Origin of the sequence: Azospirillum sp. B2RO_4 (genome assembly GCF_051124815.1) — a bacterium.
Classification (GTDB): Bacteria; Pseudomonadota; Alphaproteobacteria; order Azospirillales; family Azospirillaceae; genus Azospirillum.
Genome location: NZ_CP118485.1, coordinates 1,394,538 through 1,419,587 on the forward strand (window position 1 = coordinate 1,394,538; position 25,050 = coordinate 1,419,587).

29 protein-coding genes are annotated in these 25,050 nt (G+C 67.1%); 13 read left to right on the top strand and 16 right to left on the bottom strand.

Annotated elements, in window-relative coordinates:
• The first annotated feature begins 171 nt into the window (after positions 1–171).
• Positions 172–429, top strand: coding sequence for a GlsB/YeaQ/YmgE family stress response membrane protein (locus tag PWS46_RS06620; protein WP_085089454.1), 258 nt, complete (start codon positions 172–174; stop codon positions 427–429).
• A gap of 113 nt (positions 430–542) precedes the next feature.
• On the opposite strand, the gene PWS46_RS06625 is transcribed toward PWS46_RS06620, so the two are convergent.
• From PWS46_RS06625 to PWS46_RS06635, 3 genes are all read right to left on the bottom strand, one after another.
• The gene (locus PWS46_RS06625; protein ID WP_434619696.1) at positions 543–1,343 is read right to left on the bottom strand and encodes a response regulator; all 801 of its coding nucleotides are present in this window, start codon (positions 1,341–1,343) and stop codon (positions 543–545) included.
• Positions 1,344–1,631: 288 nt separating this feature from the next.
• Positions 1,632–2,171, bottom strand: a complete 540-nt coding sequence (locus PWS46_RS06630) for a thermonuclease family protein (RefSeq protein ID WP_434619699.1) — start codon at positions 2,169–2,171, stop codon at positions 1,632–1,634.
• A 22-nt stretch (positions 2,172–2,193) separates the two neighbouring features.
• A complete protein-coding gene (locus tag PWS46_RS06635) occupies positions 2,194–2,931 on the bottom strand; it encodes an SOS response-associated peptidase (RefSeq protein WP_434619702.1) in 738 nt (245 codons plus the stop codon).
• Positions 2,932–3,337: 406 nt separating this feature from the next.
• Here PWS46_RS06635 and PWS46_RS06640 point away from each other — a divergent pair, with 406 nt between their 5' ends.
• Complete coding sequence (locus PWS46_RS06640) at positions 3,338–5,674, top strand: xanthine dehydrogenase family protein molybdopterin-binding subunit (protein ID WP_434619705.1); 2,337 nt, start codon at positions 3,338–3,340, stop codon at positions 5,672–5,674.
• 174 nt (positions 5,675–5,848) lie between these two features.
• Positions 5,849–6,547: an EAL domain-containing protein gene (locus PWS46_RS06645; RefSeq protein WP_434619708.1), complete on the top strand. Its 699-nt coding sequence runs from the start codon at positions 5,849–5,851 to the stop codon at positions 6,545–6,547.
• Here PWS46_RS06645 and PWS46_RS06650 read toward each other — a convergent pair.
• A complete protein-coding gene (locus tag PWS46_RS06650; RefSeq protein ID WP_434619711.1) occupies positions 6,544–7,098 on the bottom strand; it encodes a GNAT family N-acetyltransferase in 555 nt (184 codons plus the stop codon). The genes PWS46_RS06645 and PWS46_RS06650 overlap by 4 nt on opposite strands.
• A 90-nt stretch (positions 7,099–7,188) precedes the next feature.
• Between PWS46_RS06650 and cysQ the strand changes: the two genes are divergently transcribed.
• From cysQ to PWS46_RS06675, 5 genes are all read left to right on the top strand, one after another.
• Positions 7,189–7,965: a 3'(2'),5'-bisphosphate nucleotidase CysQ gene (cysQ, locus tag PWS46_RS06655; RefSeq protein ID WP_149196939.1), complete on the top strand. Its 777-nt coding sequence runs from the start codon at positions 7,189–7,191 to the stop codon at positions 7,963–7,965.
• Entirely contained in the window at positions 7,962–8,795 is an 834-nt protein-coding gene (locus tag PWS46_RS06660; RefSeq protein WP_434619715.1) for a ferritin-like domain-containing protein, read from the top strand. The genes cysQ and PWS46_RS06660 overlap by 4 nt, the downstream gene beginning before the upstream one ends.
• 13 nt (positions 8,796–8,808) lie before the next feature.
• Positions 8,809–9,792: a homoserine kinase gene (locus tag PWS46_RS06665; RefSeq protein ID WP_434619718.1), complete on the top strand. Its 984-nt coding sequence runs from the start codon at positions 8,809–8,811 to the stop codon at positions 9,790–9,792.
• Complete coding sequence (gene rnhA / locus PWS46_RS06670; RefSeq protein WP_434619721.1) at positions 9,789–10,265, top strand: ribonuclease HI; 477 nt, start codon at positions 9,789–9,791, stop codon at positions 10,263–10,265. The genes PWS46_RS06665 and rnhA overlap by 4 nt, the downstream gene beginning before the upstream one ends.
• A gap of 87 nt (positions 10,266–10,352) precedes the next feature.
• Positions 10,353–10,589, top strand: coding sequence for a hypothetical protein (locus PWS46_RS06675; RefSeq protein WP_434619724.1), 237 nt, complete (start codon positions 10,353–10,355; stop codon positions 10,587–10,589).
• A 58-nt stretch (positions 10,590–10,647) separates the two neighbouring features.
• Here PWS46_RS06675 and PWS46_RS06680 read toward each other — a convergent pair whose 3' ends face one another.
• From PWS46_RS06680 to PWS46_RS06690, 3 genes are all read right to left on the bottom strand, one after another.
• Complete coding sequence (locus tag PWS46_RS06680; RefSeq protein WP_434619727.1) at positions 10,648–11,130, bottom strand: peroxiredoxin; 483 nt, start codon at positions 11,128–11,130, stop codon at positions 10,648–10,650.
• Between the two features lie 143 nt (positions 11,131–11,273).
• Positions 11,274–11,627: a zinc ribbon domain-containing protein YjdM gene (locus PWS46_RS06685; RefSeq protein WP_434619918.1), complete on the bottom strand. Its 354-nt coding sequence runs from the start codon at positions 11,625–11,627 to the stop codon at positions 11,274–11,276.
• An 89-nt stretch (positions 11,628–11,716) separates the two neighbouring features.
• Positions 11,717–13,843: a protein-disulfide reductase DsbD family protein gene (locus tag PWS46_RS06690; RefSeq protein WP_434619730.1), complete on the bottom strand. Its 2,127-nt coding sequence runs from the start codon at positions 13,841–13,843 to the stop codon at positions 11,717–11,719.
• Between the two features lie 194 nt (positions 13,844–14,037).
• Between PWS46_RS06690 and PWS46_RS06695 the strand changes: the two genes are divergently transcribed.
• Positions 14,038–14,628, top strand: coding sequence for a YqgE/AlgH family protein (locus PWS46_RS06695; RefSeq protein WP_434619733.1), 591 nt, complete (start codon positions 14,038–14,040; stop codon positions 14,626–14,628).
• 15 nt (positions 14,629–14,643) lie between these two features.
• On the opposite strand, the gene moaE is transcribed toward PWS46_RS06695, so the two are convergent.
• From moaE to PWS46_RS06715, 4 genes are all read right to left on the bottom strand, one after another.
• Positions 14,644–15,096, bottom strand: a complete 453-nt coding sequence (gene moaE / locus PWS46_RS06700; RefSeq protein WP_434619736.1) for a molybdopterin synthase catalytic subunit MoaE — start codon at positions 15,094–15,096, stop codon at positions 14,644–14,646.
• Between the two features lie 4 nt (positions 15,097–15,100).
• A complete protein-coding gene (gene moaD / locus PWS46_RS06705; RefSeq protein WP_109075411.1) occupies positions 15,101–15,352 on the bottom strand; it encodes a molybdopterin converting factor subunit 1 in 252 nt (83 codons plus the stop codon).
• Between the two features lie 10 nt (positions 15,353–15,362).
• Complete coding sequence (locus PWS46_RS06710) at positions 15,363–16,628, bottom strand: molybdopterin molybdotransferase MoeA (RefSeq protein WP_434619740.1); 1,266 nt, start codon at positions 16,626–16,628, stop codon at positions 15,363–15,365.
• Between the two features lie 70 nt (positions 16,629–16,698).
• Positions 16,699–17,349 carry an HAD hydrolase-like protein gene (locus PWS46_RS06715; protein ID WP_434619743.1) on the bottom strand — a complete coding sequence of 217 codons (651 nt, stop codon included), beginning with the start codon at positions 17,347–17,349 and terminating at the stop codon, positions 16,699–16,701.
• Positions 17,350–17,533: 184 nt separating this feature from the next.
• Between PWS46_RS06715 and PWS46_RS06720 the strand changes: the two genes are divergently transcribed.
• Complete coding sequence (locus PWS46_RS06720; RefSeq protein ID WP_434619746.1) at positions 17,534–17,683, top strand: hypothetical protein; 150 nt, start codon at positions 17,534–17,536, stop codon at positions 17,681–17,683.
• 440 nt (positions 17,684–18,123) lie between these two features.
• On the opposite strand, the gene mobB is transcribed toward PWS46_RS06720, so the two are convergent.
• The 4 genes from mobB to PWS46_RS06740 all read right to left on the bottom strand — a co-directional run bounded on the left by mobB (position 18,124) and on the right by PWS46_RS06740 (position 22,438).
• Entirely contained in the window at positions 18,124–18,624 is a 501-nt protein-coding gene (gene mobB / locus PWS46_RS06725; protein WP_434619749.1) for a molybdopterin-guanine dinucleotide biosynthesis protein B, read from the bottom strand.
• Positions 18,625–18,635: 11 nt separating this feature from the next.
• The gene (gene pgsA, locus PWS46_RS06730) at positions 18,636–19,238 is read right to left on the bottom strand and encodes a CDP-diacylglycerol--glycerol-3-phosphate 3-phosphatidyltransferase (RefSeq protein ID WP_085089472.1); all 603 of its coding nucleotides are present in this window, start codon (positions 19,236–19,238) and stop codon (positions 18,636–18,638) included.
• 78 nt (positions 19,239–19,316) lie between these two features.
• On the bottom strand, positions 19,317–21,263 hold the full coding sequence (uvrC, locus tag PWS46_RS06735) for an excinuclease ABC subunit UvrC (protein ID WP_434619753.1): 1,947 nt from the start codon (positions 21,261–21,263) through the stop codon (positions 19,317–19,319).
• 404 nt (positions 21,264–21,667) lie between these two features.
• Positions 21,668–22,438, bottom strand: coding sequence for an SDR family oxidoreductase (locus tag PWS46_RS06740; RefSeq protein WP_434619756.1), 771 nt, complete (start codon positions 22,436–22,438; stop codon positions 21,668–21,670).
• A 105-nt stretch (positions 22,439–22,543) separates the two neighbouring features.
• On the opposite strand from PWS46_RS06740, the gene PWS46_RS06745 reads away from it, so the two are divergent.
• The 3 genes from PWS46_RS06745 to PWS46_RS06755 all read left to right on the top strand — a co-directional run bounded on the left by PWS46_RS06745 (position 22,544) and on the right by PWS46_RS06755 (position 24,235).
• Complete coding sequence (locus PWS46_RS06745) at positions 22,544–23,359, top strand: hypothetical protein (RefSeq protein WP_434619759.1); 816 nt, start codon at positions 22,544–22,546, stop codon at positions 23,357–23,359.
• A gap of 39 nt (positions 23,360–23,398) precedes the next feature.
• Positions 23,399–23,839, top strand: coding sequence for a hypothetical protein (locus tag PWS46_RS06750; protein ID WP_434619762.1), 441 nt, complete (start codon positions 23,399–23,401; stop codon positions 23,837–23,839).
• Positions 23,840–24,067: 228 nt separating this feature from the next.
• The gene (locus PWS46_RS06755) at positions 24,068–24,235 is read left to right on the top strand and encodes an RSP_7527 family protein (protein WP_434619765.1); all 168 of its coding nucleotides are present in this window, start codon (positions 24,068–24,070) and stop codon (positions 24,233–24,235) included.
• Between the two features lie 105 nt (positions 24,236–24,340).
• Here the strand turns inward: PWS46_RS06755 and PWS46_RS06760 are convergent, their stop codons facing one another.
• Positions 24,341–24,721 carry a DUF983 domain-containing protein gene (locus PWS46_RS06760; protein ID WP_434619768.1) on the bottom strand — a complete coding sequence of 127 codons (381 nt, stop codon included), beginning with the start codon at positions 24,719–24,721 and terminating at the stop codon, positions 24,341–24,343.
• Positions 24,722–25,050 lie beyond the last annotated feature (329 nt).

Below are 25,050 nucleotides of genomic sequence, written 5' to 3' on the forward strand. Positions count from 1 at the left end.
GCGCCGGAAACGTGATGCGGAGAACATGGCCGGCCCTGGAAAGGTTCCCGGACGGGATTCGGATACCCAAAGGCGAGGCACCCTAAAAGATCACGCATCGGCGAGAACCAAATGCGTCCCTGCCCGTTATTGGGCATGGGAAGACGGTCCCGCAACGGAAGGGAAATCACCATGGGCATTCTCTGGACGATCATCATCGGCTTTCTCGCCGGCATCGTCGCCAAGTTCCTGATGCCGGGTCGCGATCCGGGCGGCTTCATCATCACCACCCTGCTGGGCATCGCCGGCGCCTTCGTCGCGACCTATCTGGGCGCCGCAGTCGGCTGGTATCGTCCGGGTGAAGGAGCTGGCTTCATCGGCGCCATCGTCGGCGCGATCATCATCCTCGCCATCTACCGCATGATCGCCGGCCGCCGGACGACGGTCTAAGGGACGGCAGCGGACCAGTTCGGCTTGCTCCAAAGCCGGACAAGAAAAAGGGACCACCGGACGGCCGGCGGTCCCTTTTTCTTGCGTCTTTTTTCCGCGCCGGATCGACGTCGTTACGCCAGCGCCACCGGCTGCGGCATGAAGATGGCGCGGGAGACGGCGGCCTGGATGCCGGCATTGGTGAAGGGCTTGCGGACGATCTGCCCCAGATGGCGGGCGTCGCGGGCCAGGATGTCGTCGTCGAAGGCGGTGACGAAGATGGTGCGCAGATCGCGGACGCGCTTCAGCCTCCTCGCGATCTCGATCCCGCTGCCGCCGTCGGCCAGCCGGACATCCAGCAGGGCCAGCGTCGGCTTCTCCGCCTTCATCAGGGCCAGCGCCTCCGGTTCGTTGCCGGCGGTCCCGCAGACGACATGCCCCATCTCGGCGACCAGCGCCCCCAGTTCCATCGCCAGGAGGGCGTTGTCCTCCACCACCATCACCCGCTGGACCATGGCGCCGCGCACCCGCGCACGGGCAGTCTTCAGCCTCTCGATCGCCTCACCCGGCCGCAGTTGCAGCACCTTCGCCGCCTGCGGCAGGCCGAGCCCTTCCAGCGCGGTCAGCAGATACAGGCGGCGGTCGGCCTCCGGCAGTTCGGCCAGGGCGCGTTCGATGGGGTGCGGCGAGGGAAGCGGCCGGCCGGCCGGACCGAAATCCTCCGAACGGTCGAACAACAGGTTCAGCAGCGCATACATCGGCAGCAACGCCCCGTCGCCGCCACGATCCAGACCGAAGCGCGACGGCGCCATCATGGCCGCCTCGACACAGCGGGTCACCAGCGCATCGCCACGGTCGGTCGTGCCGGTCAGCGCCCGCGCATAGCGGCGCAGCACCGGAACCACTTCGAACAATTCGCATTCGTAAACGAGCATACCCGTGACTCCGCTCCCCACCGGGAGTTGCCGCACTGGAATCGCGCCTCTCGATCCGTTCACCGGAGAAACGCGCCGGCCCTGTCGACTGGCATCAGCACAGGCCCGGTTTTGGAGATCGTCGCCTGGAGATCTTTGCTGGAGTTCATCCTTCGTTTCATTCGGATCGTATCATGGACAGCGCGTCGGTCGAATGGGAAATGGGGGTGCCGGCCGCCAATGCACGATCAGGCACTTGCGGTCGGGGTCGGCCGATCGACGGTAGGAAACCGGCAGAGCGGATAACGCTTACTTGGCGTTCTCGCGAAGCTGTCGGCTGCGCCATTGCCAGGGCTTTTCCACCTGCCCGGCCCACAGCCCCATGCGCTTGCTCTGGGCATAGGCTTCGCCCTTCTGATAGGCCGGCGACAGGCTGGCATATTGAAAGGCCCAACCGCGCGACACCATCGCCGCCCCCAGATCGACGCCGCGCACGCGGCATTCGCCCTTCTTCTCGCCGGTGCGGTCCTGTTCGGTGACGGTGCAGGTCACCTCCTCGCCCTTCACCATGTTGGCGAGCACGGCGGTGGCGACCTTGAAGCAGTCCAGTTCGTGACCGTAGCGGTTCCTGCATTTCTGCCCCGGATCCGGGGCGTCGATGCCCATCAGCCGGACGGCCGTGCCGTTGATGGTCAGCAGGTCGCCCTCCACCGCCATGGCGGTGCCCTTGATGGTCTGGTCCGGCGTGTTGGCAATGGGGCCGCGCCCCTTGGCCGCCTGATTCGTCTGCGCCGCGGCCGGTCCCGCCAGGACGAGCGAAACCGCCAGCAGCAGCCCAACGACCGGCATTCTTCCCGGCATCCGCATCGCCTTAGAACAGGCTCGGCTGGTCATCGTCGGACTTGCTGCCCTTCACCTTGGCCGGAGCCGTCTCCTGCGGCGGATCGAGGCAGGAACAGTCGTCGTTGCGCACGCTGTTCACCTTCGGCCCCACCGGCACCACGTCCAGCCACTCCTCCGGCGCCGAACGGATCAGCCCCTCCAGCACCGGCAACGGGGTCGCCGGATCCAGCCATGTGTCCCAATCGGCGGGGTCGAGCACCACCGGCATGCGGTCGTGCAGGAAGGACAGCGTCGCGTTGGTCGCCGTCGTCACCACCGTGGCGGTTTCCAGCGGCGGGTCGAGCGGCGGCGCGCCCTTCGGCCCGCGCCAGCGCTCCCACAATCCGGCCAGCGCGAACAGGCCGCGGTCGCGGCGGCGGATGACATGGCCCTGCTTGCGCGGCTTCGCCCCCTCCCCCACGCTGGTCCATTCATAGAATCCGTCCAGCGGGACCAGACAGCGGCGCTTGCGGAAGGCATCGCGGAAGGCCGGCTTGTCGGCCACCGATTCGCCGCGCGCATTGATCATCCGCCCACCGATGGACGGATCGTCGGCCCAGGGCGGCACCAGCCCCCAACGGACCATCGCCAGATGGCGGCCGTCCTCCTCGCGACGGATGACGGGGATGTCCTGCGTCGGGGCGATATTCCACCGCGGCATCAGGTTCGGCCGTTCGGGCACGCCGAAGAGGCGCTGGACCTCGCTGACCGGGGTGGTGAGAAGCATGCGTCCACACATGCCCCGAATATGGCCCTCGGAGGCCCGTCGCGCCAGCCGTTTGCCCCTGTTCTTACGCTATGGCGTTCACACACCTCAGCGTCATGTAAAGCATTGAAAAAAATGTTTATCGGCCGTCATTCCCGCGAAGGCGGGAATCCAGCCTTTGCAAGCACTTGCGCTGGAAAAGCTGGATCCCCGCCTTCGCGGGGATGACGGAAAGTTCTATTATTTCCAGTTAGTTAGCACTTATTGAAAATGTGTGAATGCCATGGCGTCCTTGCGGGCTTAGCCGACAATCCTTGCAGCGGACAACCGTCACCCATGTCGCCCGTCGGGGTTTCCCTGACGCTTAAGCCGGCCTATCTTCGCGGGGCACAACAATCGCATCGAACCGGAAGGCGGGAGTTCACCCATGAAGTTCGGCATCGGACAGGCGGTTCCGCGCACCGAAGACGCCCGGCTGCTGACCGGCGGCGGCCGCTACACCGACGACGTGTCCCTCCCCGGACAGGCCTATGCGGCCTTCGTCCGCTCGCCCCACGCCTTCGCCGCCGTCGGCGCCATCGACACGTCCGACGCGCTGGCCCAGCCCGGCGTGCTGGCGGTCTACACCATCGCCGATCTCGACGCCGAGAATGTCGGCATGATTCCCTGTCAGGCGGTGCTGAAGCAGCGCGACGGGTCGAACTATGTCCGTACGCCGCGCCCGGCGCTGGTTCGCGGCTTCGCCCGCCATGTCGGCGATCCGGTCGCCATGGTGGTGGCCGAAACGCTGGAGGCGGCGCGCGAGGCCGCCGAACTGGTGATGGTCGATTACGAGGACCGCGAGCCCGTCACCGGCACGCTGGAGGCGCTGGAGCCCGGCCGCCCGCTGGTGTGGGACGGGGCGCCGAACAACCTCTGCTTCGACTGGGACACTGGCGACGAGGCGGCGGTGGAGGCCGCGCTCTCCGGCGCCCATCGTGTCGTCGAGCTGGAACTGGTCAACAACCGCGTCGTCGCCAACCCGATGGAAGGCCGCGCCTGCGTCGCCGGCGTCGAATCGGGTGCCGACGGCGGCCCCGGCCGTCTGCTGATCTACGTCACCAGCCAGGGCGTCCACGGCCTGCAGAAGCAGTTCGCAAAGATCCTGAACGAGCCCGACTCCCGCATTCGCGTGCTGACCACCGATGTCGGCGGCGGCTTCGGCATGAAGCTGTTCAACTACCCGGAATATGTCGCCTGCCTGTTCGCCGCCCGCCGGCTGAACCGCGCGGTGAAATGGGCCGCCGACCGGATCGAGGGCTTCATCAGCGACGACCACGGCCGCGACCATGTCAGCAAGGCGCGCCTCGCGCTCGACGCCGACGGCCATTTCCTGGGGCTGCGGGTCGATACCGTTGCCAACCTCGGCGCCTATCTGTCCAACTACGGCCCCTTCATCCCGACCGATGCCGGATCGGCGATGCTCGTCGGCTCTTATAAGACGCCAGCGGTCTATGTGCGGGTGAAGGGCGTCTTCACCAACACCCAGCCTGTGGACGCCTATCGCGGTGCCGGCCGGCCGGAAGCCGCCTATCTGCTGGAACGGCTGATCGACCATGCCGGCCGCGTCACCGGCCTCGGCCCGGCGGAGATCCGGCGGCGCAACTTCATCCCGCCGACCGCCATGCCCTATGCCACGCCGATGGGGCAGGTCTATGACACCGGCGAGTTCGTCCAGAATCTGGAGGACGGCCTGATCCTCGCCGACATGGCCGGTCTGCCCGCCCGCAAGGCCGAAGCCAAGGCCCGCGGCAAGCTGCGCGGCGCCGGCCTGTCCACCTACATCGAAGCCTGTTCGGGCGGCGGGCCGGAGCAGGCGACCGTCCAGGTCAACGGCGACGGCAAGGTGGTGCTGATGATCGGCACCCAGACCAACGGCCAGGGCCACGAGACCGCCTACAAGCAGATCCTCGCCGACCGGCTTGGCGTTCCGCCGGAGGATGTGGAGGTGGTGCAGGGCGACACCGACCGTGTCAGCTGGGGCTCCGGCACCGGCGGCTCGCGCTCCGTCCCGGTCGGCGGTTCGGCGCTGGCGGAGGGTGCGGCCAAGGTGGTGAAGGCCGCGACCAGTGTCGCCGCCGACCTGTTGGAAACCGCCGAGGTGGACGTTGAGTTTGCCGACGGCCGCTTCACCATCGTCGGCACCGACCGCTCGGTGTCGCTGAAGGAGGTGGCAGCCAAGGCGGCGGCGGGCGGCACCGGCGGCATCGCCTTCTCGGAGATGGCGCGCTGGACCCCGCCGGCCAGCACCTTCCCCAACGGCTGCCACATCGCGGAGGTGGAGATCGACCCCGCCACCGGCATCGTCGAGGTGCTGCGCTACAGCGTCGTCGATGATTTCGGCACGGTCATCAACCCGATGCTGGTGATCGGCCAGATCCATGGCGGCGTGGCGCAGGGGCTGGGTCAGGCGCTGCAGGAGCGAGTGGTGTTCGACCCCGACAGCGGACAGCTGCTGTCCGGCTCCTTCATGGACTACCAGATGCCGCGCGCGGTCGACATGCCGCCGATCGAGGTGAAGCTGAACAGCGTGCCCAGCACCACCAACATGCTGGGCATGAAGGGCGCCGGCGAGGCCGGGGCCATCGGCGCGCCGCCGGCCATCATCAATGCGGTGGTCGATGCGCTGTCCGACCTCGGCATCACCCACATCGACATGCCGGCGACGCCGGAATCGGTGTGGACGGCAATCCGTAAGGCCGAAACCCGAATGGCAGCGGAATAGGGGAAAGTCCTAGTCGGAAGGTGTGGCAATTGCCACACCTCCGTCGGATGAAATCCATGGCATTGTTCCTTACCTAAAGGTGGAAGCTCTCGATCCGACAGAGGTAAGGCAATGGCGTTCGGTGACGGTGGGTGCGGCGGTCAATGTACGGACCGTCTCGATCTGGATTTCACGATGGCGTTCCAGCCCATCGTCGATGTCGCCAACGGCGGCGTCTGGGCGCATGAGGCGCTGGTGCGCGGCACCGAGGGCCAGGGGGCCGGCTGGGTGCTGGGCCAGGTGACCGACGCCACCCGCTACGCCTTCGACCAGTCCTGCCGAATCAAGGCCATCGAGCTGGCCTCCTCCCTGCCGATGAACGGCGCCCGCCTGTCGATCAACTTCCTGCCCAACGCCGTCTACAAGGCGGAGGCCTGCATCAGGGCGACGCTCGCCGCCGCCCGGCGCACCGGCTTCCCCACCGACCGCATCATCTTCGAAGTGACGGAGAACGAGCGGGTGGTGGACCACGACCACCTGAAAAGCATCTTCAACGAATACAAGCGCCAGGGCTTCCTGACCGCCATCGACGATTTCGGCTCCGGCTATTCCGGCCTGAACCTGCTGGCCGAATTCCAGCCCGACATCATCAAGCTGGACATGGAGCTGACCCGCAACATCGACAGCGAGCGGGCCCGGCGCAGCATCGTCAAGGCGATCCTCGCGGTGTGCGAGGACCTCGCCATCACCCCCATCGCCGAGGGCATCGAGACCGCCGACGAGGCCAAGACCCTGCGCGACCTGGGCGTGAATCTGATGCAGGGCTACCTGTTCGCCAAGCCGGCGTTCCAGTCGGTGGTGACCGCCCCGGAAATGGCGGGACTGGCAGCCTAGCGTCGAACCGGCGCGGTCATGTAGCTCATCCCGCCGCCATAGCTCGCCAGCTTGGCCGCCAGCGCCGGCCCGCCACCTTCGTACGGTGCGAAGCCGACGCGGTCCCAATAGCTCCGCGCCCCCGGCGTCGAGGTCAGCGCAAGCCACCGCCACCCCTCCCGCGCCGCCAGCCCAAGGGCATAGCCCAGCACCGCCGCCCCCAGCCCGGTGCCGCGCGCCTCCGGCAGCAGGGCGATGTCGTGCAGATAGAGGCAGTCCGCATCCGCCGGCAGCCCGCCCAGCGGCGTGTCGAGCGGCGGCGGCACCCCCAGCCTGCCCGGATGCATGACGCCGTAGCCGATGGCCTCGCCGCGGCATTCCGCCACACGGCAGCCGGCGGGATAGAGCGCCAGCCTCTCCTCGAACACGCCGCGTTCCTCCGGATAGTCCGGATGAACGATGTCCGCGATGGCCAGGATCCGGTCCAGATCGGCCGCGGTCATAGCACGCCATAGGGCCGATGCGCCGTGGCCGTCCGGCCGCCCGATGTCCGACAATTCCCCGGCCGTCATCCGCCTTCTCCGTTCCACACCCGTTCAAGAGCTTCCGGCCCGCCTTCGGGCAGGATATGCTGACTCTTCATACCATAGGGAGATTACCCCATGCCCGATGCCGCTGTGGCGAGCCTGCTGCCGACGGTCCGCACCATCGCCCACGAGGCCGGTCAGGTCATCCTGCGCTTCTACAACGACGGTATCGATGTCGCCACCAAGGTCGACGGCAGCCCCGTCACGCAGGCCGACCAGGCGGCGGAAGCGGTGATCGTCCCGGCGCTGCACCACCTGCTGCCGGGCGTGCCCGTCGTCGCGGAGGAGGCGATGGCCGCCGGCCACAAGCCCGACATCTCCGGGGGCCGCTTCTGGCTGGTCGATCCGCTCGACGGCACCAAGGAATTCATCTCCCGCAACGGCGAGTTCACGGTGAACATCGCCCTGATCGAGAATGGCGTTCCTGTCCTCGGCGTCGTCTATGCCCCCGCCACCGGCGATATGTACACCGCAGCCGGCCCCGGCACCGCCGTCCACTGCGCGGAGGGCCGCCACGACCATCCCATCGCCGTCCGCAACCCGCCGCCCGACGGGCTGACCGTGGTCGCCAGCCGCTCCCACGGCAGCGGTTCGGTGCTGGAGGATTTCCTCGGCAAATATACCGTGAAGGACCGGGTGTCCTGCGGCAGCTCGCTGAAATTCTGCACGGTGGCGAGCGGCAAGGCCGACCTCTATCCCCGCTTCGGACCGACCAGCGAATGGGACACCGCCGCCGGCCATGCCGTGCTGATCGGCGCCGGCGGCCGGGTGGAGCAGCCGGACGGCTCGCCGCTGGTCTATGGCAAGGACGACATCCTCAACCCGCACTTCGTCGCCTACGGCTGGAAATGACCTCTTCCCTGTCGTGCCTGGGTGAGGCGGCGACCGCGGTGCTGACCACCGCGGCGCCGCTGGAGAAAGTGCGCCTGACCCGCCTGCATGCCGCCGCCTGGCGCGACGGCCTGCTGTCGCCCGCCGTGCCGGCCCCGCCGCCCGACCGCCCGTCCCGTCCCGACCGGCCGGAGCTGAAGCTGCCGCGCGACATGCCCAAGCGCGGGCGCGGCGGCAGCGCGCAGAACCGCATCGCCCTGCTACACGCGCTGGCCCATATCGAGCTGAACGCCATCGACCTCGCCTGGGACATCGTCGCCCGATTCGCGCCCTTCGGCCTGCCGAAGGGCTTCACCGACGACTGGATCCAGGTGGCCGACGACGAGGCGCGGCATTTCCAGATGCTGGAGACCCGGTTGAACGAATTGGGCTCCTCCTACGGCGACCTGCCGGCCCATGACGGGCTGTGGCAGGCGGCGACGGAGACCGCCCACGACCTCGCCGCCCGTCTGGCTGTGGTGCCGATGGTGCTGGAGGCGCGCGGCCTGGACGTCACGCCAGAGACCGTGCGCCGCCTGCGCGACTTCGGCGATTCAGAGAGCGCCGACCTGCTCCAGACCATCCATGACGAGGAAATCAGCCACGTCGCCGCCGGCCGGCGCTGGTTCGTCCATCTCTGCGCCGAGCGCGGAGCGGAACCGGTCGCCCTCTGGCAGGAACTGGTCGGCCGTCATTTCCGCGGCGGATTGAAGCGCCCTTTCAATGTCGGCAGCCGGAAACTCGCCGGCTTCGGCCCGGAATATTACGAGCCGATCACTCCCGAAATTGACCGCAAGCCGGAAACCCGGTAAGGCGCTGGACATCATGGCCGTATACACCGAAGTCACCGACGAGGATCTCAGCACCTTCGCCGCCCAGTACGATCTGGGCGTGGTGCTGTCGTGCAAGGGCATCGCGGAGGGGGTGGAGAATTCCAACTTCCTGCTGGTGACCGAACGCGGACCCTACATCCTGACGCTCTATGAAAAGCGCACGCGGAAGGAGGATCTGCCCTTCTTCCTCGGCCTGATGGAGCATCTGGCGGAGAAGGGCATCGCCTGCCCGCTTCCGGTGGCGGGACGCGACGGCGTGGCGCTGCGCGAGCTGTGCGGCCGTCCGGCGGTGATCGTCACCTTCCTGGCCGGTATGTGGCCGCGCCGGATCACGCCGCAGCATTGCGCCCAGCTGGGCGAGGCCTTGGCCCGCCTGCATCTGGCGGTCGGCGATTTCCGCATGGAACGGCCGAACGCGCTGGCCCTGCCCGGCTGGAAGGACCTGTTCGCGAAGTCCGCCGAACGCGCCGACGAGGTTGCCCCCGGCCTGCGTTCGACGCTGGAGACCGAACTGGCGGCGCTGGAGACCAACTGGCCGGTCGGCTTGCCGGCCGGCGTTATCCATGCCGACCTGTTCCCGGACAACGTCTTTTTCCGTGGCGACAGCCTGTCCGGCCTGATCGACTTCTATTTCGCCTGCAACGACTTCTTCGTCTACGACGTGGCGATCTGCATCAACGCGTGGTGCTTCGAGATCGACGGATCGTTCAATGCCACCAAGGCGCGGCTGCTGCTGTCCAACTACCGCAAGGTCCGTCCTCTGTCGCGCGCGGAGCTGGACGCCCTGCCCTGGCTCTGCCGCGGCAGCGCCATGCGCTTCCTGCTGACCCGCCTCTATGACTGGCTGAACCACCCGCCGGGCGCCTTCGTGCGCCCGAAGGACCCGCTGGAATATCTGCGCAAGCTGCGTTTCCACCAGTCGGTCCGCGGCCTGGGCGACTATTTCCTCGACGATTCCGACGCAGGCGGGCAATGACCGACGACTCCACGGCAACCGAATCCGGCCGCAAGACCGTCGACATTTTCACCGACGGCGCCTGCAGCGGCAATCCCGGCCCCGGCGGCTGGGGCGCCATCCTGCGCTATGGCGAGGTGGAGAAGGAACTGTATGGCGGCGAACCGGCGACCACCAACAACCGCATGGAGCTGATGGCCGCCATCATGGCGCTGGAGGCGTTGAAGAAGCCGGTGACCGTCCGCCTCTTCACCGACAGCGAATATGTGAAGAACGGCATCACCAAATGGATCCATGGCTGGAAGGCCAAGGGTTGGCTGACCGCCGACAGGAAGCCGGTGAAGAACGTCGATTTGTGGCAGCGCCTGGAAGAGGCGAAGCGGCAGCACGAGATCGAATTCCACTGGGTCCGCGGCCACGCCGGCCACCCGGAAAACGAGCGCGCTGACGAACTGGCGCGCCGCGGCGTGGCCGACGTGCGGGCGCAGGGCTGAACGAATCACACGACAGGCTGGAACGCGCACACAAATGTGCGCTATGGTTGTGACGGTGACAGCCCCTAACGTCAGGGAAGCCGCAGCATGGCCGACAACGCCGACCTCGGTCTGTTGATGGAACGGGTCAACGAGATGATTGCCGGTCAGCGGCGCATTCAGGACGATCTGACCAGCCTGCGCGGCGATGTTTCCTGGCTGAAGCAGAATGCCGCGACCCGCAGCATGATGCTGGCGCAAACCGAAGTCATGAGCCAGTTCGACAGCGTTCTGGCGACCCTTGACGGCCGGATGGCGACCATAGAGGCCAAGCTGGCGATTTGACCGGCCAACCGAGAAGAAACGCCGCGCGGAGGCCCCCCCCGCGCGGCATTCCAAAAACTCAAACCTTCTCCAGCACCGCTTCGGCCGACGACACCTCGAACTTGCCGGGGGCTTCGACGGCGACGTGCGTCACCTTGCCGTCCTCCGCCACCAGGGCGAAGCGCTGGCCGCGGGTGCCAAGGCCGTGGGCGGAGCCGTCCATGGTCAGGCCAAGGGCCGTGGTGAAGGTGGCGTTGCCGTCCGGCAGCATGGCGACCTTGTCGCCGACGCCGCCCTTGTCACCCCAGGCGCGCATCACGAACGGGTCGTTGACGGCGAGGCAGATGATGCTGTCGACGCCCTTGGCCTTCAGCGCGTCGGCCTGCTGGACGAAGCCCGGCAGATGCTTGGCGGAGCAGGTCGGGGTGAAGGCGCCGGGGACGGAGAACAGGACGACCTTCTTGCCCTTGAACAGCTCGTCCGTCGTCACTTCCTGCATGCCGTTGTCGGTCAGCCACTTCAGCGTGACGGACGGGATGGTATCGCCAACCTGGATGCTCATCGTCTCTAACCCTTCCGATTTTATGGGTCTGACCCGTTTTTCGGGTTCGACCGGACCCTCGTTGCGGAGCCCGGCCCTGCATCCCTTCTATCCCCCGCGACCGATGGCCGCAAGGCGCGGTTGGCTCAATTCCACGGCCCGGCTCACGCCTTCTTCACGAACTCCGACTTCAGGTTCATGGCGCCGATGCCGTCGATCTTGCAGGCGATGTTGTGGCCGTCCGCCCCGTCGGTCAGGCGGATGTTCTTCACCTTGGTTCCGCCCTTGACCACCAGGGACGATCCCTTGACCTTCAGGTCCTTGATGACCGTGACGCTGTCGCCGTCGCTCAGCATGTTGCCGTTGGCGTCGCGCACGCCTTGTCCCGCCTCGGCATCCGTCGCGGCGGCGGCCGTGTCAGGGTTCCATTCATGGCCGCAGTCGGGGCAGTTCCACAGGCTGCCGTCGTTATAGGCGTTCTCGGAGCCGCACTGCGGGCAGTTGATCTGATCGTCCATCATCGTCCTCATGGCACGGGAAAGGATCCCGGAGCCGCCCTGTTACCGCAGAATAGCCGCAACGGCCATAGGCCTTTTCCGGGCCACGCTCAGGACGACTTGCCCGCCACCGTCCCCGCCGCCGTCCCCGCCGCCTTGCTCAAAGCCTCCAGCACCACGCCATCGCTCAGCAGTTCCGGCAGGGCGATGCCGTCCGGCGCGCCGGGGCCGTAGACGATGTTGAAGGGGATGCCGTAGCGGCCATGGTCGGACAGGTACTTTGCGATCACCGCGTCCGGCCGGGTCCAGTCGGCGCGCATCGCCACCACGCCCTTGTCCTCCAACCGCTCGGCGACCTCGCCGCGGTTCAGCACCAGCTTCTTGTTGGCCTGACAGGTGATGCACCAGTCGGCGGTGACGTCGACGAAGACGGTGCGGCCGGCGGCGACATGCTCGCGGATCGTCGATTCGACGAAGGGCACCCAGCGGGTCTTGCTGTCGCTGACCATCGGCGCCGCACCGGCCGACGGGCCGACCGCCGCCGGCATGGCGAAGGCGGCGACCGCCAGCACACCCGCCAGCGCCGGCCCGGCGATCCGCGCCGCGCCGCGGGCGCTCCGCCCGACCCACAGCGCCAGCACCAGCGCCGCCATCAGCAACCCAACGGTGGCGGCAGCCACCTCGCCGATCTGCGCCGTCAGCACCGACAGCAGCCAAACCACCGTCAGCAGCAGCGCGAAGCCCAGGACCGTCTTCAGCTTGGCCATCCAGCGTCCCGGCCGCGGCAGCCAACCGGCCACCCGCGGCCATGCCGCCACCGCCAGATAGGGCAGCGCCAACCCGACGCCCAGCGTCGCGAAGATCGCATAAATCTCCACCGGCCCCTTGGACAGCGCGAATCCGACCGCCGTGCCCAGGAACGGCGCCGAACAGGGGGTCGCCAGCAGGGTCGCGAACATGCCGGTGGCGAACGGCCCGGCCAGCCCGTCGCCGCCCAGCCGATCCGCCAGCGCACGCGGCAGCGGCACCTCGAACAGCCCCCACAGATTGGCGGAGAACAGCGTGACCAGCACGACCATGAAGACCAGGAACAGCGGCTGCTGGAACTGGATGCCCCAGCCGACCGCCCCGCCCGCCGCCTTGATGCCGACCAGCACCGAGGCCATCAGCAGGAAGGAGGTCAGGATTCCGGCCGCGCTCGCCAGGAACCCGGCGCGCACCGCGGCCGGCGCCCGTCCGCCATGCTTGACCACCGACATCAGCTTCAGCGACAGCACCGGCAGCACGCAGGGCATCAGGTTCAGGATTAGCCCGCCCAGCAGCGCCACCCCCAGCATCGCTGCCAGCCCGACGCTGCCGGCAGTCGGCGCGGCGCCACCGGCCGACGTCATCGCCGAGGCCGTCACCGGCGCCTCGACCGCCTTGTCGCCGTCGACCAGGGTCAGGGTCATCGCCCGCCCGGCCAGATCCAGCCCCGGCTGCGGATCGGTCACCGTCAGGGTCAGGCGGACATGGCGGTCATTGTCGGAAAAAACCGTCTTGGGGGCGGAGAAGGTCAGGGCCGGATCGGTCTCCACGAACAGATCGGGGGTGACGAAGCCGTCGGCGGCGGTCGCCTCCACCTCCAGCGAAGCCCCCTCGCCGCGCACGGAATCGATGCGCAGCAGCCCGTTCGGCCCCTTCGGCACCAGCGCCTGCGCGCGGGCCACGTCGTTGGCGACCTCGCTGGGCTCCGCCGGCCCGGCCGGCAGCGCCAGCGCAAGGTCGAGCGTCTGCGGCACGCAGATCTCCGAACAGACCAGCAGTTCGGCGGTCAGCGCCAGATCGACAGGCTTGCCGGGCGTGGCCGGCGCCCCCTGGATCGGAAACAGGACGGCGGTGTCATATCCCGCCGTCTCGAAGCCCAGGACGGAAAAGCGGTGCGGCGCCGGATAGGACAGAGTCGCCCCGTTGAGGTTGGCGGAGCGGCTCCAGTCCAGGCGCGGTGCGAATCCGGCATCGCCGGGGGAGCGCCAATAGGTCTTCCACCCCGGCTCCATCCGCAGTTCCAGCCCCAGCGGCAGCGCCGTCAGGTCACCGGTCCCCCGCACCGCGGACACCAGCCGCGCCTCCACCGGCCCGGCCTTCGTCCAGGCACCGATCCCGTCCCCTGCACCATTCTCCTGGGCAAAAGCAGGTAGGCCGCCGCCGGCCAGCACGGCCAGAAGCAGCAGGAGGGTGAGGGCATGTCTTTTCATCGCGCGCACTGTTCTCTTCCCTGGAAGGGGCGCATCGGCGTCCCCGACACCCTATATGATAGCCCATATAATGGTGACAAAGCTCGGCCGGTGCTGTCACACTCCGGTGAAAGCGTCGCCAGAGCGCCAACCACAACCGACCGTAGGGACGGGGGCGGTCTTCCGCACCGAACCGACGACAAGGATAATCGCCCATGCCGCGCCTGACCAAGTCTCAGGACTCCAAGACCACGGAATCGCTGACCGGCCAGCTGCTGATCGCCATGCCCGGAATGGAGGACCCGCGTTTCCAGCGTACGGTCATCTATGTCTGCGCTCACAATGAAGACGGCGCAATGGGTCTGGTGGTGAACCGGCTGTTCGGGTCGATCACGTTCGAGGATCTGCTGGAACAGCTCGACATGGACATCCCGCAGCCGACTCACAACCTGCCGGTGCATTATGGCGGTCCGGTCGAGTCGGGCCGCGGCTTTGTCCTGCACTCCACCGATTATGTCCGCGACGGCACGCTGGTGGTGAACGACGATGTGGCGCTGACGGCGACCATCGACATCCTGCGCGCCATTTCCGAAGACCGCGGCCCGCGCCGCAACCTTCTGCTGCTCGGCTATGCCGGCTGGGGTCCGGGGCAACTCGATGCCGAATTCCAGGCCAACGGCTGGCTGAACGTGCCCTGCGACGAAAAGCTGCTGTTCGACACCGACCTGGACGCCAAATGGGAACGCGCCATCGGCAAGCTGGGCGTCAGCGTCTCCATGCTGTCGGGCGAGGCCGGGCACGCCTGAGCGCGCCCGACTTTCCTACTCCGCCCACCGCGCCGCTGCAGCGTCGTCGCTTTCCTTCGCCTCGACCCAGCGTTCGCCCTCCGGCGTCGCTTCCAGTTTCCAGAATGGTGCCTTGGTCTTCAGCCAATCCATCAGGAAGCGGCAGGACTCGAACGCGGCGTCGCGGTGGGCCGACGCCGTGGCCACCATCACGATGCGGTCGCCCGGCTCCAGCCGGCCGTAACGGTGGATCACCAGCACGTCGTCCAGCGGCCAGCGGCGGCGCGCCTCGCCCTCGATGGCTTCAAGCTGCTTCTCGGTCATGCCGGGATAATGCTCCAGCGTCATGGCGCTGACCGCAGCACCGCCGGCGATGTCGCGCACCAGCCCGACGAACATCGCCACCCCGCCGATGCTGGTTCGGCCGGCGGTGAAGGCGGCATATTCGGAGCCGACGTCGAAATCCCCGGCCTGGACGCGGATCGTCATGCCGTCAGCCCCCCGTCACCGGCGGGAACAGCGCAATCTCGTCGGTCGCGGAGATCGGGTGGTCGTAGGGCACATGCTCCTGGTTCACCGCCACCTTGACCAATTTGCTGTTGGCCAGCGCCTCGGCATGGCGGGGGCTGCGGGTCTTCAGCCACTCGACCAGAGCACCGGCCGTGGTCACCTCCGCCGGCAATTCCACGGTCTCGGTAGGCACGCCGATCTTGCTGCGCAGCCAGGCGAAATAGAGAATCTTCATCACGCGACCTCTACAGAAATTCTTTGAAAGGCAGGAAATCGATGGTCATGCCGGGCTCGACCCCGGCCAGATCCTCCGGCAACTCGATCAGGCCCTCGGACTCCACCAGCGACGACAATACACCGGCGCCGTCGCGCGGGTATTTGGATGCCAACAGCGCGCCATCCTCGCCGCGGGCCAGCGACCCGCGCAGGAACTCGCGCCGTCCCGGCTTCTTCTTGTGGGCGAAGGCTGCGCGCACCGGAATCGCCCGCGGCCTCTCGTCCGCCGCTCCCATCAGCCGCAGCAGGATCGGCCGGGCGATCCGCAGGAAGGTCACCACCACCGCCACCGGATTGCCCGGCAGCCCGACGAACACCGCGCCACGTACGCGGCCCAGCGCCACCGGCCGACCCGGCTTGATCGCCAGTCGCCAGAAATCCAGCCGCCCATTCGCCTCGACCGCCGGCTTGACGTGATCCTCCTCCCCGGTGGACATGCCGCCGGAGGTGATCAGCGCGTCATGGCTCATCGCCGCCTCCGCCAGCGCATCGCGGATCGTCTCGAACCGGTCGGGCAGGATGCCGAGGTCGGTGACGGCACAGCCCAGCCGGGTCAGCAGCGCGATCAGGGCGAAGCGGTTCGCGTCATAGACGGCGCCGGGCTCCAGCGCCTGCCCCGGCTGGCGCAACTCGTCGCCGGTCGAGAACACCGCCACCCGCAGGCGGCAGCGCACAGTCAGCACCGCATGACCGAGCGACGCGGCAAGCGCGATGTCCTCCGGCCGCAGGCGACGTCCGGCGGCCAGCACCACCGATCCTCCGCGCACATCCTCGCCCGCCAGCCGCCGGTTGACACCGCGGCGGATACCCGCAGGCAGGGTGACGGTGGCGCCGCATTCAGTGCTGACGCCGCGGCAATCCTCCTGCATGAACACGGTGTCCATGCCCGCCGGCATCGGCGCGCCGGTGAAGATGCGCACCGCCTCCCCGCGCACCGCCGGCCGGCCCATCCATTGCCCGGCGGCGACCCGCGCCGTCACCGGCAGCACGGTAGGGCCATCGGCGGCGAGATCGTCGAAGAACACGGCATAGCCGTCCACAGCGGCGTTGTCGTGCGGCGGCACGTTGAAGGGCGCCACCACATCCGCGGCCAGCACCCGGCCGAGCGCGTCCGACAGCGGCACGGTCTCCGTCGCCGTCACCGGCCCGACCCGTCCGGCCAGCAGCGCCAGCGCCGGCTCCACCGCCATCATCGGCCCGCCGAAGGCGAAGCAATCATTGTCCAGTTGCACCATGGCGGCCACTCTAGTCCGTCGCGGCGTCCGCTGCGAAGAGGGAAAAGGCGTCCTTTCCGGGAGGTGGCATTCAGGCGCCGAACAGGCCGGGGATCTCCTCCACCCGCGTCAGCAGCCGGTCCGGCCGCCGCGCCGCCAGCGCATCCGCGCGCGCATAGCCCCAGGCGACGGCGGCGCAACCCATGCCCAGCTTCCGCGCGGCGTCGATGTCGCGCACCTCGTCGCCGATGCCGACGGCAAGCTCCGCCGGAACGCCAGCCGCACGCAGCACCTTGCGGAACTTCGCCGCCTTGCCGAACAGCGAGGCGCCGCAACCATAATGCGCCACCCGCCCGGCCGTCTCCGCTCCCAGGATGTTGCGGATGTTCTCCACCGAGTTCGAACTGACGACGGCGACGGCCACGCCCATACCGTTCAACGCCCGCAGCATCTCAGGCACGCCGTCGAACAGCCGGATCCCGTCGATGTCGCGCGCCATCAGCTGCCGCATATGGTTGGCGATGAAGGGCAGCTTCCAGCCCGGCACCCGCAGGTGCCGCATGATCTGCCGCGCATCATAGCCGCGCAACCGCTCCACCTCGTCCGCCCGCACCCGGTTGAAGCCATAGCGGTCGGCGACTCCGTTCAGAACGCCGATGAACCAGGGGAAGCTGTCGGCCAGCGTGCCATCGAAATCGAAGACGGCGAGCCGATAGCCGCGGCGATCGAGCACCTGCGGCATGCGGGAAGGTACGGTGTCCATAGTGTCCCGTGATGCCCTATAGATGCGATCCTGTGGACCGCCATTCCTAGCATCATGGCGAAGAAGATTGACACCCCTCTTCAAAGTCATAGATCACGCGACTTCCGCTCTCCCGATAAGTTCCACAGTACCATAGACACACACGGAAGGGAGGAGGCGAATTGTGAATTCGTCGTTGAAAGGCGACGTAAACACCATTGCGGCGTCGGATCAACATCGTCCCTTCTTCGGCACCATGCTGCAAATGATCGGTGGGATCGACCGGCTTTTGCCGCAAAGACTCTTCGATCTCATCGACAATGGGATTCAGTGAGGCCGGCAATGCAGAACGTTCGAGCGAAAAATCCCGCCCATAATCGATTACGGCCGCAGCCTGAGCTTTGGATGAACTGGGACGCCAAGCCACGATCGATCAACCCTTGGGGCTTCGCGTCCAATATGAATCCCCCATCGCCGCAGCATTCGCCGCGAGGCGGGTCATCAGCTCTTGAAATTTCTGTTGCTGACGGCGTGTCCGCTCCGCCTCCGCCTCAGGCGTAAGGTCGGCTTCCTCGGAGACGCGCGGCTTGTTCGTCGGTTCCATAACCAACTCCAGCATGGCTGCGCTACCTCCAATGTTCGTCTGAAAGGGGCGAGAGTCAACCGCGGCTGACCCTTATTCAGACGAAAGCAATAACCTGAAGTCGTCTGCGGGTAAAGAGAAATGTCCGAATTGGAGAATTCCATCCACAGAAACACCCGTGCCAGCTGCGCTCACCCCAACCCACACCGCTCCACCACGAACGCTGCAACTGCCTCGGCATCGTTCAGGTTGAGCACCGGCACCGGACAGCCCGGTACCACGCCGTCGCTGGCGACCGCGACGATGGTGGGATCGTCGGGCGCGATCAGCGCCTTGTCCACCTCGGCCCGCCAGACCTCGATCTTCTCGTGGCGGTCGCGCTTGAAGCCCTCGACCAGCAGCAAATCGACCGGCGCAACCTTGGTCACCAATTGGTCCAGCGTCAACTCCGGCTCGCCGTCGCGCAGTTCGTGCATCAGCGCCCAGCGGCGGGGGGAGCTGACCAGCACCTCCGTGGCGCCGGCCATGCGGTGGTTGTGGCTGTCCTTGCCGGGATGATCGATGTCGAAGCCCTTGTGGGCATGCTTGACCGTCGACACGCGCAGCCCCCGCGCCGTCAGCGCCGGGATCAGCCGAACCATCAGCGAGGTCTTGCCGCTGCCGCTCCAGCCGGTAAGGCCAAAAATCTTCATGTCGGAAACTCTCAACCGGCGCTGCGGGCGGAACGGGCGGTGCCGGGCTTCGCCGGCTGCTCCGCCATCATGTGGGTCAGCCCGGCGCGCATGTAATCCCACCCGGTGTAGAAGGTCAGCGCCGCGGCGATCCACAGCCCGACCGTACCGATGAAGGTCACCGGCAGTTCCGCCGGACCATAATCGCCGACGATCAGGAAGCCCAGCGCGATCATCTGGATCGTCGTCTTCCATTTCGCCAGCCATGTCACCGGCACGCCGACATGCAACCCGGCCAGATACTCGCGCAGACCCGACACCAGCACCTCGCGCAGCAGAATCACCACCGCCGGCAGGATCGACAGACCGGTCAGCCGGTGGAACCCCGCCAGCATGATCAGGGTCGCCGCCACCAGCAACTTGTCGGCGATCGGGTCCAGGAACTTGCCGATCACGCTTTCCTGCGCCCAGGCACGCGCCAGATAGCCATCGAACCAGTCGGTGATGCAGGCGGCGGCATAGAGCGAGCAGGCGGTATAGGCCGCCCATGCCTCCGGCACATAGAACAGCCCGACCACCACCGGGATCACCGCGATGCGCGACAGGGTCAGCAGGTTGGGCAGGCTGGTCAGCATGACGGAAAACTCGAACCGCTGGAGGATGTCGCCGCACGGCGCCCGTGAGAGAGCCGGCTGGTTTGTTGTGCCCGCATTCTAACCATCGGGATGGAAGTGATCGTATATCTTTTTCGCAACAGCACGATTGATCCCTTCCACCTCTTCCAGATCGGCCAGCCCGGCGCGCGCCACCGCCGCCCCGCTGCCGAAATGGTGCAGCAGGGCCTTCTTGCGGGCGGGACCAATACCGGCGATCTCGTCGATCGGCGATTTGCCGATGGCCTTGGTCCGCTTGGCGCGGTGGGTGCCGATGGCGAAGCGGTGGGCCTCGTCGCGCAGCCGCTGCAGGAAATACAGCACCGGGTCGCGCGGCTCCATCTGGAAGGGCGGACGGTTCTCCATGAAGAAATGCTCGCGCCCGGCGTCGCGATCCGGCCCCTTGGCGATGCCGACCAGCGTCACGTCGTCGATGCCCAGCTCCGCGAACACCTCCAGCGCCACGTTCAACTGCCCCAGACCGCCGTCGATCAGCACCAGATCGGGCCAAGTGCCCAGGCTGCGCTCCGGATCGTCCTTCATCGCCCGGCCGAATCGGCGGGTCAGCACCTCGCGCATCATGGCGAAGTCGTCGCCGGCCGCCCCCTCGCTCCGGATGTTGAACTTGCGGTAGGCGTTCTTGATGAAGCCCTCCGGCCCCGCGACGATCATCGCGCCGATCGCGTGCGCGCCCTGGATGTGGGAGTTGTCGTAGACCTCGACCCGCTCCGGCGGCGCGTCCATGCCGAAGGCAGAGGCCACCCCGTCCAGCAACCGCGCCTGGCTGGAGCTTTCGGCCAGCCGGCGCCCATGCGCCTCGCGCGCGTTGGTCAGCGCATGCTCGACGATCCGCCGCTTCTCGCCGCGCTTGGGCTCCGCCAGTTCCACACGATGCCCGGCGCGCACGGCCAGCGCCTCGCTCAGCAGGTCCAGTTCCGGCAGGGCGTGGCTGACCAGCACCAGCGGCGGCGCCGCCTTGTTCTCGTAGAACTGGGCGATGAAGGCGGCCAGCACCTCCTCGGTTTCCGCCGCCTTGTCGTGGCTGGGGAAATAGGCGCGGTTGCCGTAATTGCGTCCGCCGCGGAAGAAGAAGACCTGGATGCAGGTCACCCCGCCCTCGGCATAGGCGGCGATGACGTCGGCATCCTCCACCACGCCCTCGACATTGATGTCCTGATGGGCCTGGATCGCCGTCAGCGCGCGGATACGGTCGCGGTAGCGCGCCGCCGTCTCGAAATCCATGGCGTCGGAGGCGGCCATCATCCGGTCGGCGAACTCCGTCTGGATGTCGCGGCTCTTGCCCGACAGGAAGGCGCGGGCCTGACCCACCTGCGCCTGATACTCCGCCGGGCTGACGCGGCCGACGCAGGGCGCGGTGCAGCGCTTGATCTGGTATTGCAGGCAGGGCCGTGTTCGAGAGGCGAACACCGTATCGGCACAATTGCGCAGCAGGAAGGCGCGCTGCAGCGCCGTGATCGTCCGGTTGACCGCTCCGGCCGAGGCGAATGGACCGAAGTAATCCGCATCGCGCCCGCGCGCGCCACGGTGCTTGGTCAACTGCGGATAGTCATGGTCCTTGGTGATCATGATGTGCGGAAAGGTCTTGTCATCCCGCAACAGCACGTTGTACCGCGGCATCAGCTTCTTGATCAGGTTCGATTCGAGAAGAAGCGCCTCCACCTCGGTGTGGGTGTTGACGAACTCCATCGTCTCGGTCTCCGCGACCATGCGCTGGAGCCTGACCGGCAGCTTTCCGACCTGGGTATAGTTGGTCACCCGGCGCTTCAGGTTGCGCGCCTTGCCGACATACAGAACCGCTCCGTCGCCCGCCAGCATGCGGTAGACGCCCGGCGTCTGCGGCAGGGTCTTCAGATGCTCACGTATGATCTCCACGCCCCGGTTGATGTCGGCCGGGCGCCGTTTGGCACGCGATGCCGCCCCCTCGCCGCCCGCGGCATCGGCGTCGGAAGGGGAAACCAGGGGCTCTGAGGAATGCGTTTCGGACATGACCAGAATGTCGTCGAGTGGCCGTCCCGGGTCAACCGTTGGGCACGCGAAGGACGCATGCGGAGCGACTCACCACTCCGGAAGAATATCCACGAAACCTGTGGATAAGTTTGTCGATAACGACGGGGGTAGCCCATCCGAAGCTAGGCGCCACAACGGGTCTCATGCTTCCGCCTATTTTTTAGGCATTTTTATTAAGTTATTGATTTCCTTAGGTCGGGCATGAGTCAAGGTCGGGAATTGACGCGCCGACACAAAATTGTCGCGGGCGTGCAGGCGCCTCTTGCGCGGGGTGGGGCACCTGTGTAAAACGCGCGGTCATTTTCGCCGCACCGCACCCGTCCCAACGTCCGCAAGGCTCCGGACGGGCGCGCCGTTGCATGTTCAAGGATTGTAATCCGCCGTTATTCATTGGGCACGAAGCCATGCGCCGGCTGGGCCCATCCCAGATGCTCCCCACCATCCAGCGCGATCATCTGGCCGGTCATCGCCGGGGCGGCGATCAGGAAGCGGATGGCGGCGCAGACCTCCTCCGGCGTGGTGCCGCGATGCAGCGGGGTCGAATCCCACTGGGCGGCGAACTCCTCCTCCGACTGGCGGTCGTTGCGCAGGGTGGGGCCGGGCCCGATGCCGTTGACGCGGATGCGCGGGGCAAGCGCCAGCGCCATCGTGCGGGTCAGCGCCCACAGCCCCATCTTCGACAGGGTATAGGACATGAAGTGCGGCGTGGGGTTCCACACACGCTGGTCGATGATGTTGACGATCAGTCCGCGCTCCTCCTCCGGCAACCGAGACGCGAAATCCTGCGACAGCACGAAGGGCGCCCGCAGGTTCGCCTCCATATGCGCATCCCACGAGTCGCGGGTAACGTCGGCCATCTCGTCGCGTTCGAAGCGGGAGGCGTTGTTGACCAGCAGGGTCAGCGGGCCAAGCCGCTCCGTCACCGCCGGAACCAGGGTCTTCACCTCCGCCTCGCGGTCCAGATCGGCGGCGAAGGCCATGGCACGGCCCCCCGCCCGCTCGATCTCGGCGACGACGGCATCGGCCTCCCCGCGGGAGCTTCGGTAATGGACGGCGACGTCCCACCCCTGCCCCGCCAGATCGAGCGCGATGGCCCGCCCGATGCGCTTGCCGGCCCCGGTCACCAGGGCCGTTTTCCTCTTGATCTCGACCATGGCGCCATAGGTACCTTGCCACCGCCGCCGGTCAAGGGGTGAGACGGCCAAAGGTCTGGCCAATGACGACGTTGGCGGCGAAGTTGGTGGAGGGGGTAGCCGGCGATGTTGCGCGAAGCCTTCGAATATCTGACCACGCCCTGCCCGCCGCTGGCCCGCCGTTTCGGCTATCTGTCGGAAATGGTGGCCCTTGGTGCCCGCCACCGCCGGCAGAAACGCGTCTGGGCGCCGCATGTCGCCGCCTGCCACCGCTTCATCGAACAGGCGATGCAGAAGGTGGAGCCGGGTGGACGGGCCTTGGTCGCCGGATCGGGACTGCTGATCGAAATCCCGCTGGAAACGCTGACCGCCCGCTTCGACGAGGTGGTGCTCGCCGACATGCTGCACAGCCGCGCCGTCCGCCGCCGTGCGGCTGCCCTGCCCAATGTCCGCCTTGTCGAGATGGACGTCAGCGGCGCGCTGGCGCCGCTCGCCGCCGCGCTGGACAGCGGCGGCCCGCTGCCCACCGATTTCGAGCCTCCAACTCCCGACGGTGGCCCCTTCCGATTCGCCGTATCCTGCAACCTGCTGTCCCAACTGCCGCTGCTGCCGCTGGAGACGGTGGAACGCCGCGCACCGGCGATCACGGAGGCGGAGCGGACGGCCTTCGCCTTGCGCATGGTCCATGGCCATCTGTTCTGGCTGTCCGCCATTGCCGAACGCGCGGCCCTGTTCACCGACATCGATGCCTCCTGGATGCATGGCGGCTCGGTGACGGAGGTGGAGGATTCGACCTGGGGTCTTGCCCTTCCCGCCCCCGACATGTCCTGGCTGTGGGACATCGCCCCGGCGCCGGAACAGGACCGCCGGCAGGACCTGCGCCACAGCGTGGGCGGCTGGTTCGATGTGCAAACGGTGACGAGTGTGCTTCCGCCCTGTTGAGGAAACCGAGACCTCGACACAGCAGACGGGAGAGCGCCCATGGCCGCCGATGACCGCAACCGCCGCCTCAATGACCGCACCCCGAATGACCGCCGGGCGGAAGACCGGCCCAGGGACGACATGCCAAGGGACGACCGCAACATCGGCAACGCCACCGGTCCCAGCGACAGCGGCGGCATCGACGAGCGCGAGATCCCGCTGGACATCCCCCGGACGGTCGAACATCCCGATGTGGACGAACGGGTCGAAGGCTTTCAGCGCATCATCGGCCCCGGCGCCGGCGGCCCCATCGACCAGCCCGACGAGGATTTCGGCATTCCCGGCAGCGAGGAGGCCGGCGGCCTCGGCACCGGCCCGCTGCCGCCGCGCCGGCCCGACCACCCGCAAGGCCAAACCACCAGGGGAACCGAGCGGGGATCGGACGACCGTATCGTCTCCGACCGCAACGTCGCGGTGGACGGGGCGCGGGACCGCAAGTAATCGGGGCTACGAACTATTGTTGGAGCGGCCACGGACCATGGCTCGGGAAATAGTTCGCACCTCTGTTTATTGACGAAGCTGATACGGAAAAGGTCGGTCGGCATTGCGCGGACCGCGCTTCTTGGGACAGCGGTTCTGCCCTATCTTGGGTCTCACAAGGCAAACAAAAGCTTCATACGAACCCAAGGGAGTGGACGTCTCTCACCTCACGTGGAGATTCCCAAAGCCATGAACAGCAATTTCAACGAAGTCCGCGACCCCCGCACCTACGACGAAATCATCCTGGCCGCCCGCCAGATGCGCGCCGACCACCTGCGCGACCTGTTCGGCAAGCTGCGTGTCAGCCTGTTCGGCGCCCGCACCGGCCATGGCACCGCCCTGCCGAGCGCGCACTGACGACAGCCGGGCCTCCGCCGACCGGCGGGCCTCCAGCCTGATAGAGAGACGGCACTGCGCATTGCTGCACGGTGCCGTTTCCATTTTCGGAATTTCTCCAGCCGGTTACCCGCGTTCCGATCCCGGCGCACCGGTGCTCCACAGCAGCCCCAAGACCAGCCCCTTGCAGCGCGGCAGCAGGATGAGGGTCAGCAGCAGGGTCAGCGCCGGCCAGATCGCCAAATGCAGCCAGGTCGGCGGCTCATAGGTCTGTTCGACGAACAGAAGGGCCGGAATGACGATGTGGCCGACGATCAGAATGGTCATCCAGGGCGGCGCGTCGTCGGCGCGCAGATGGCCGTATTCCTCGCCGCAGGCGGAACAGCGATCCACCGGCTTCAGGAAGTTCCGCAAAAGCCGGCCGCGCCCGCAATTGGGACAGCAGCCGATCAGGCCGCGGAAGGACGCGAGAAACTTCGACGGAGCCGCTTCGGTTCCTGCGATCATGGTCACTCCTTCCGTATTGCGGACAATATAGCCTCTCGCCCGCCAAACCACACCCCCGATTGCGGGCAGATCGGTCATGCGGAGTTGGGTTCGTGGCGGCCGGCAGGATTTTCGGGCCGTCCTTATCCCGTCCGCCGCCTCGTGCTATAAAGAGGGAGGCTGGTTGCAACTGCGGAGGGGGGCAAGATGGAAGGGACGCCGGATGGAACAGTGGAACATCTCGCGAAAACTGTTTCATAGCGTTTCAAATGTTCAACTCGAGCTTCCCCGGCCCTGCTGCCGAGTTGACGGCGGCGACCGCGCGGTCTAGGGGAAGACCTTTGCGTTCC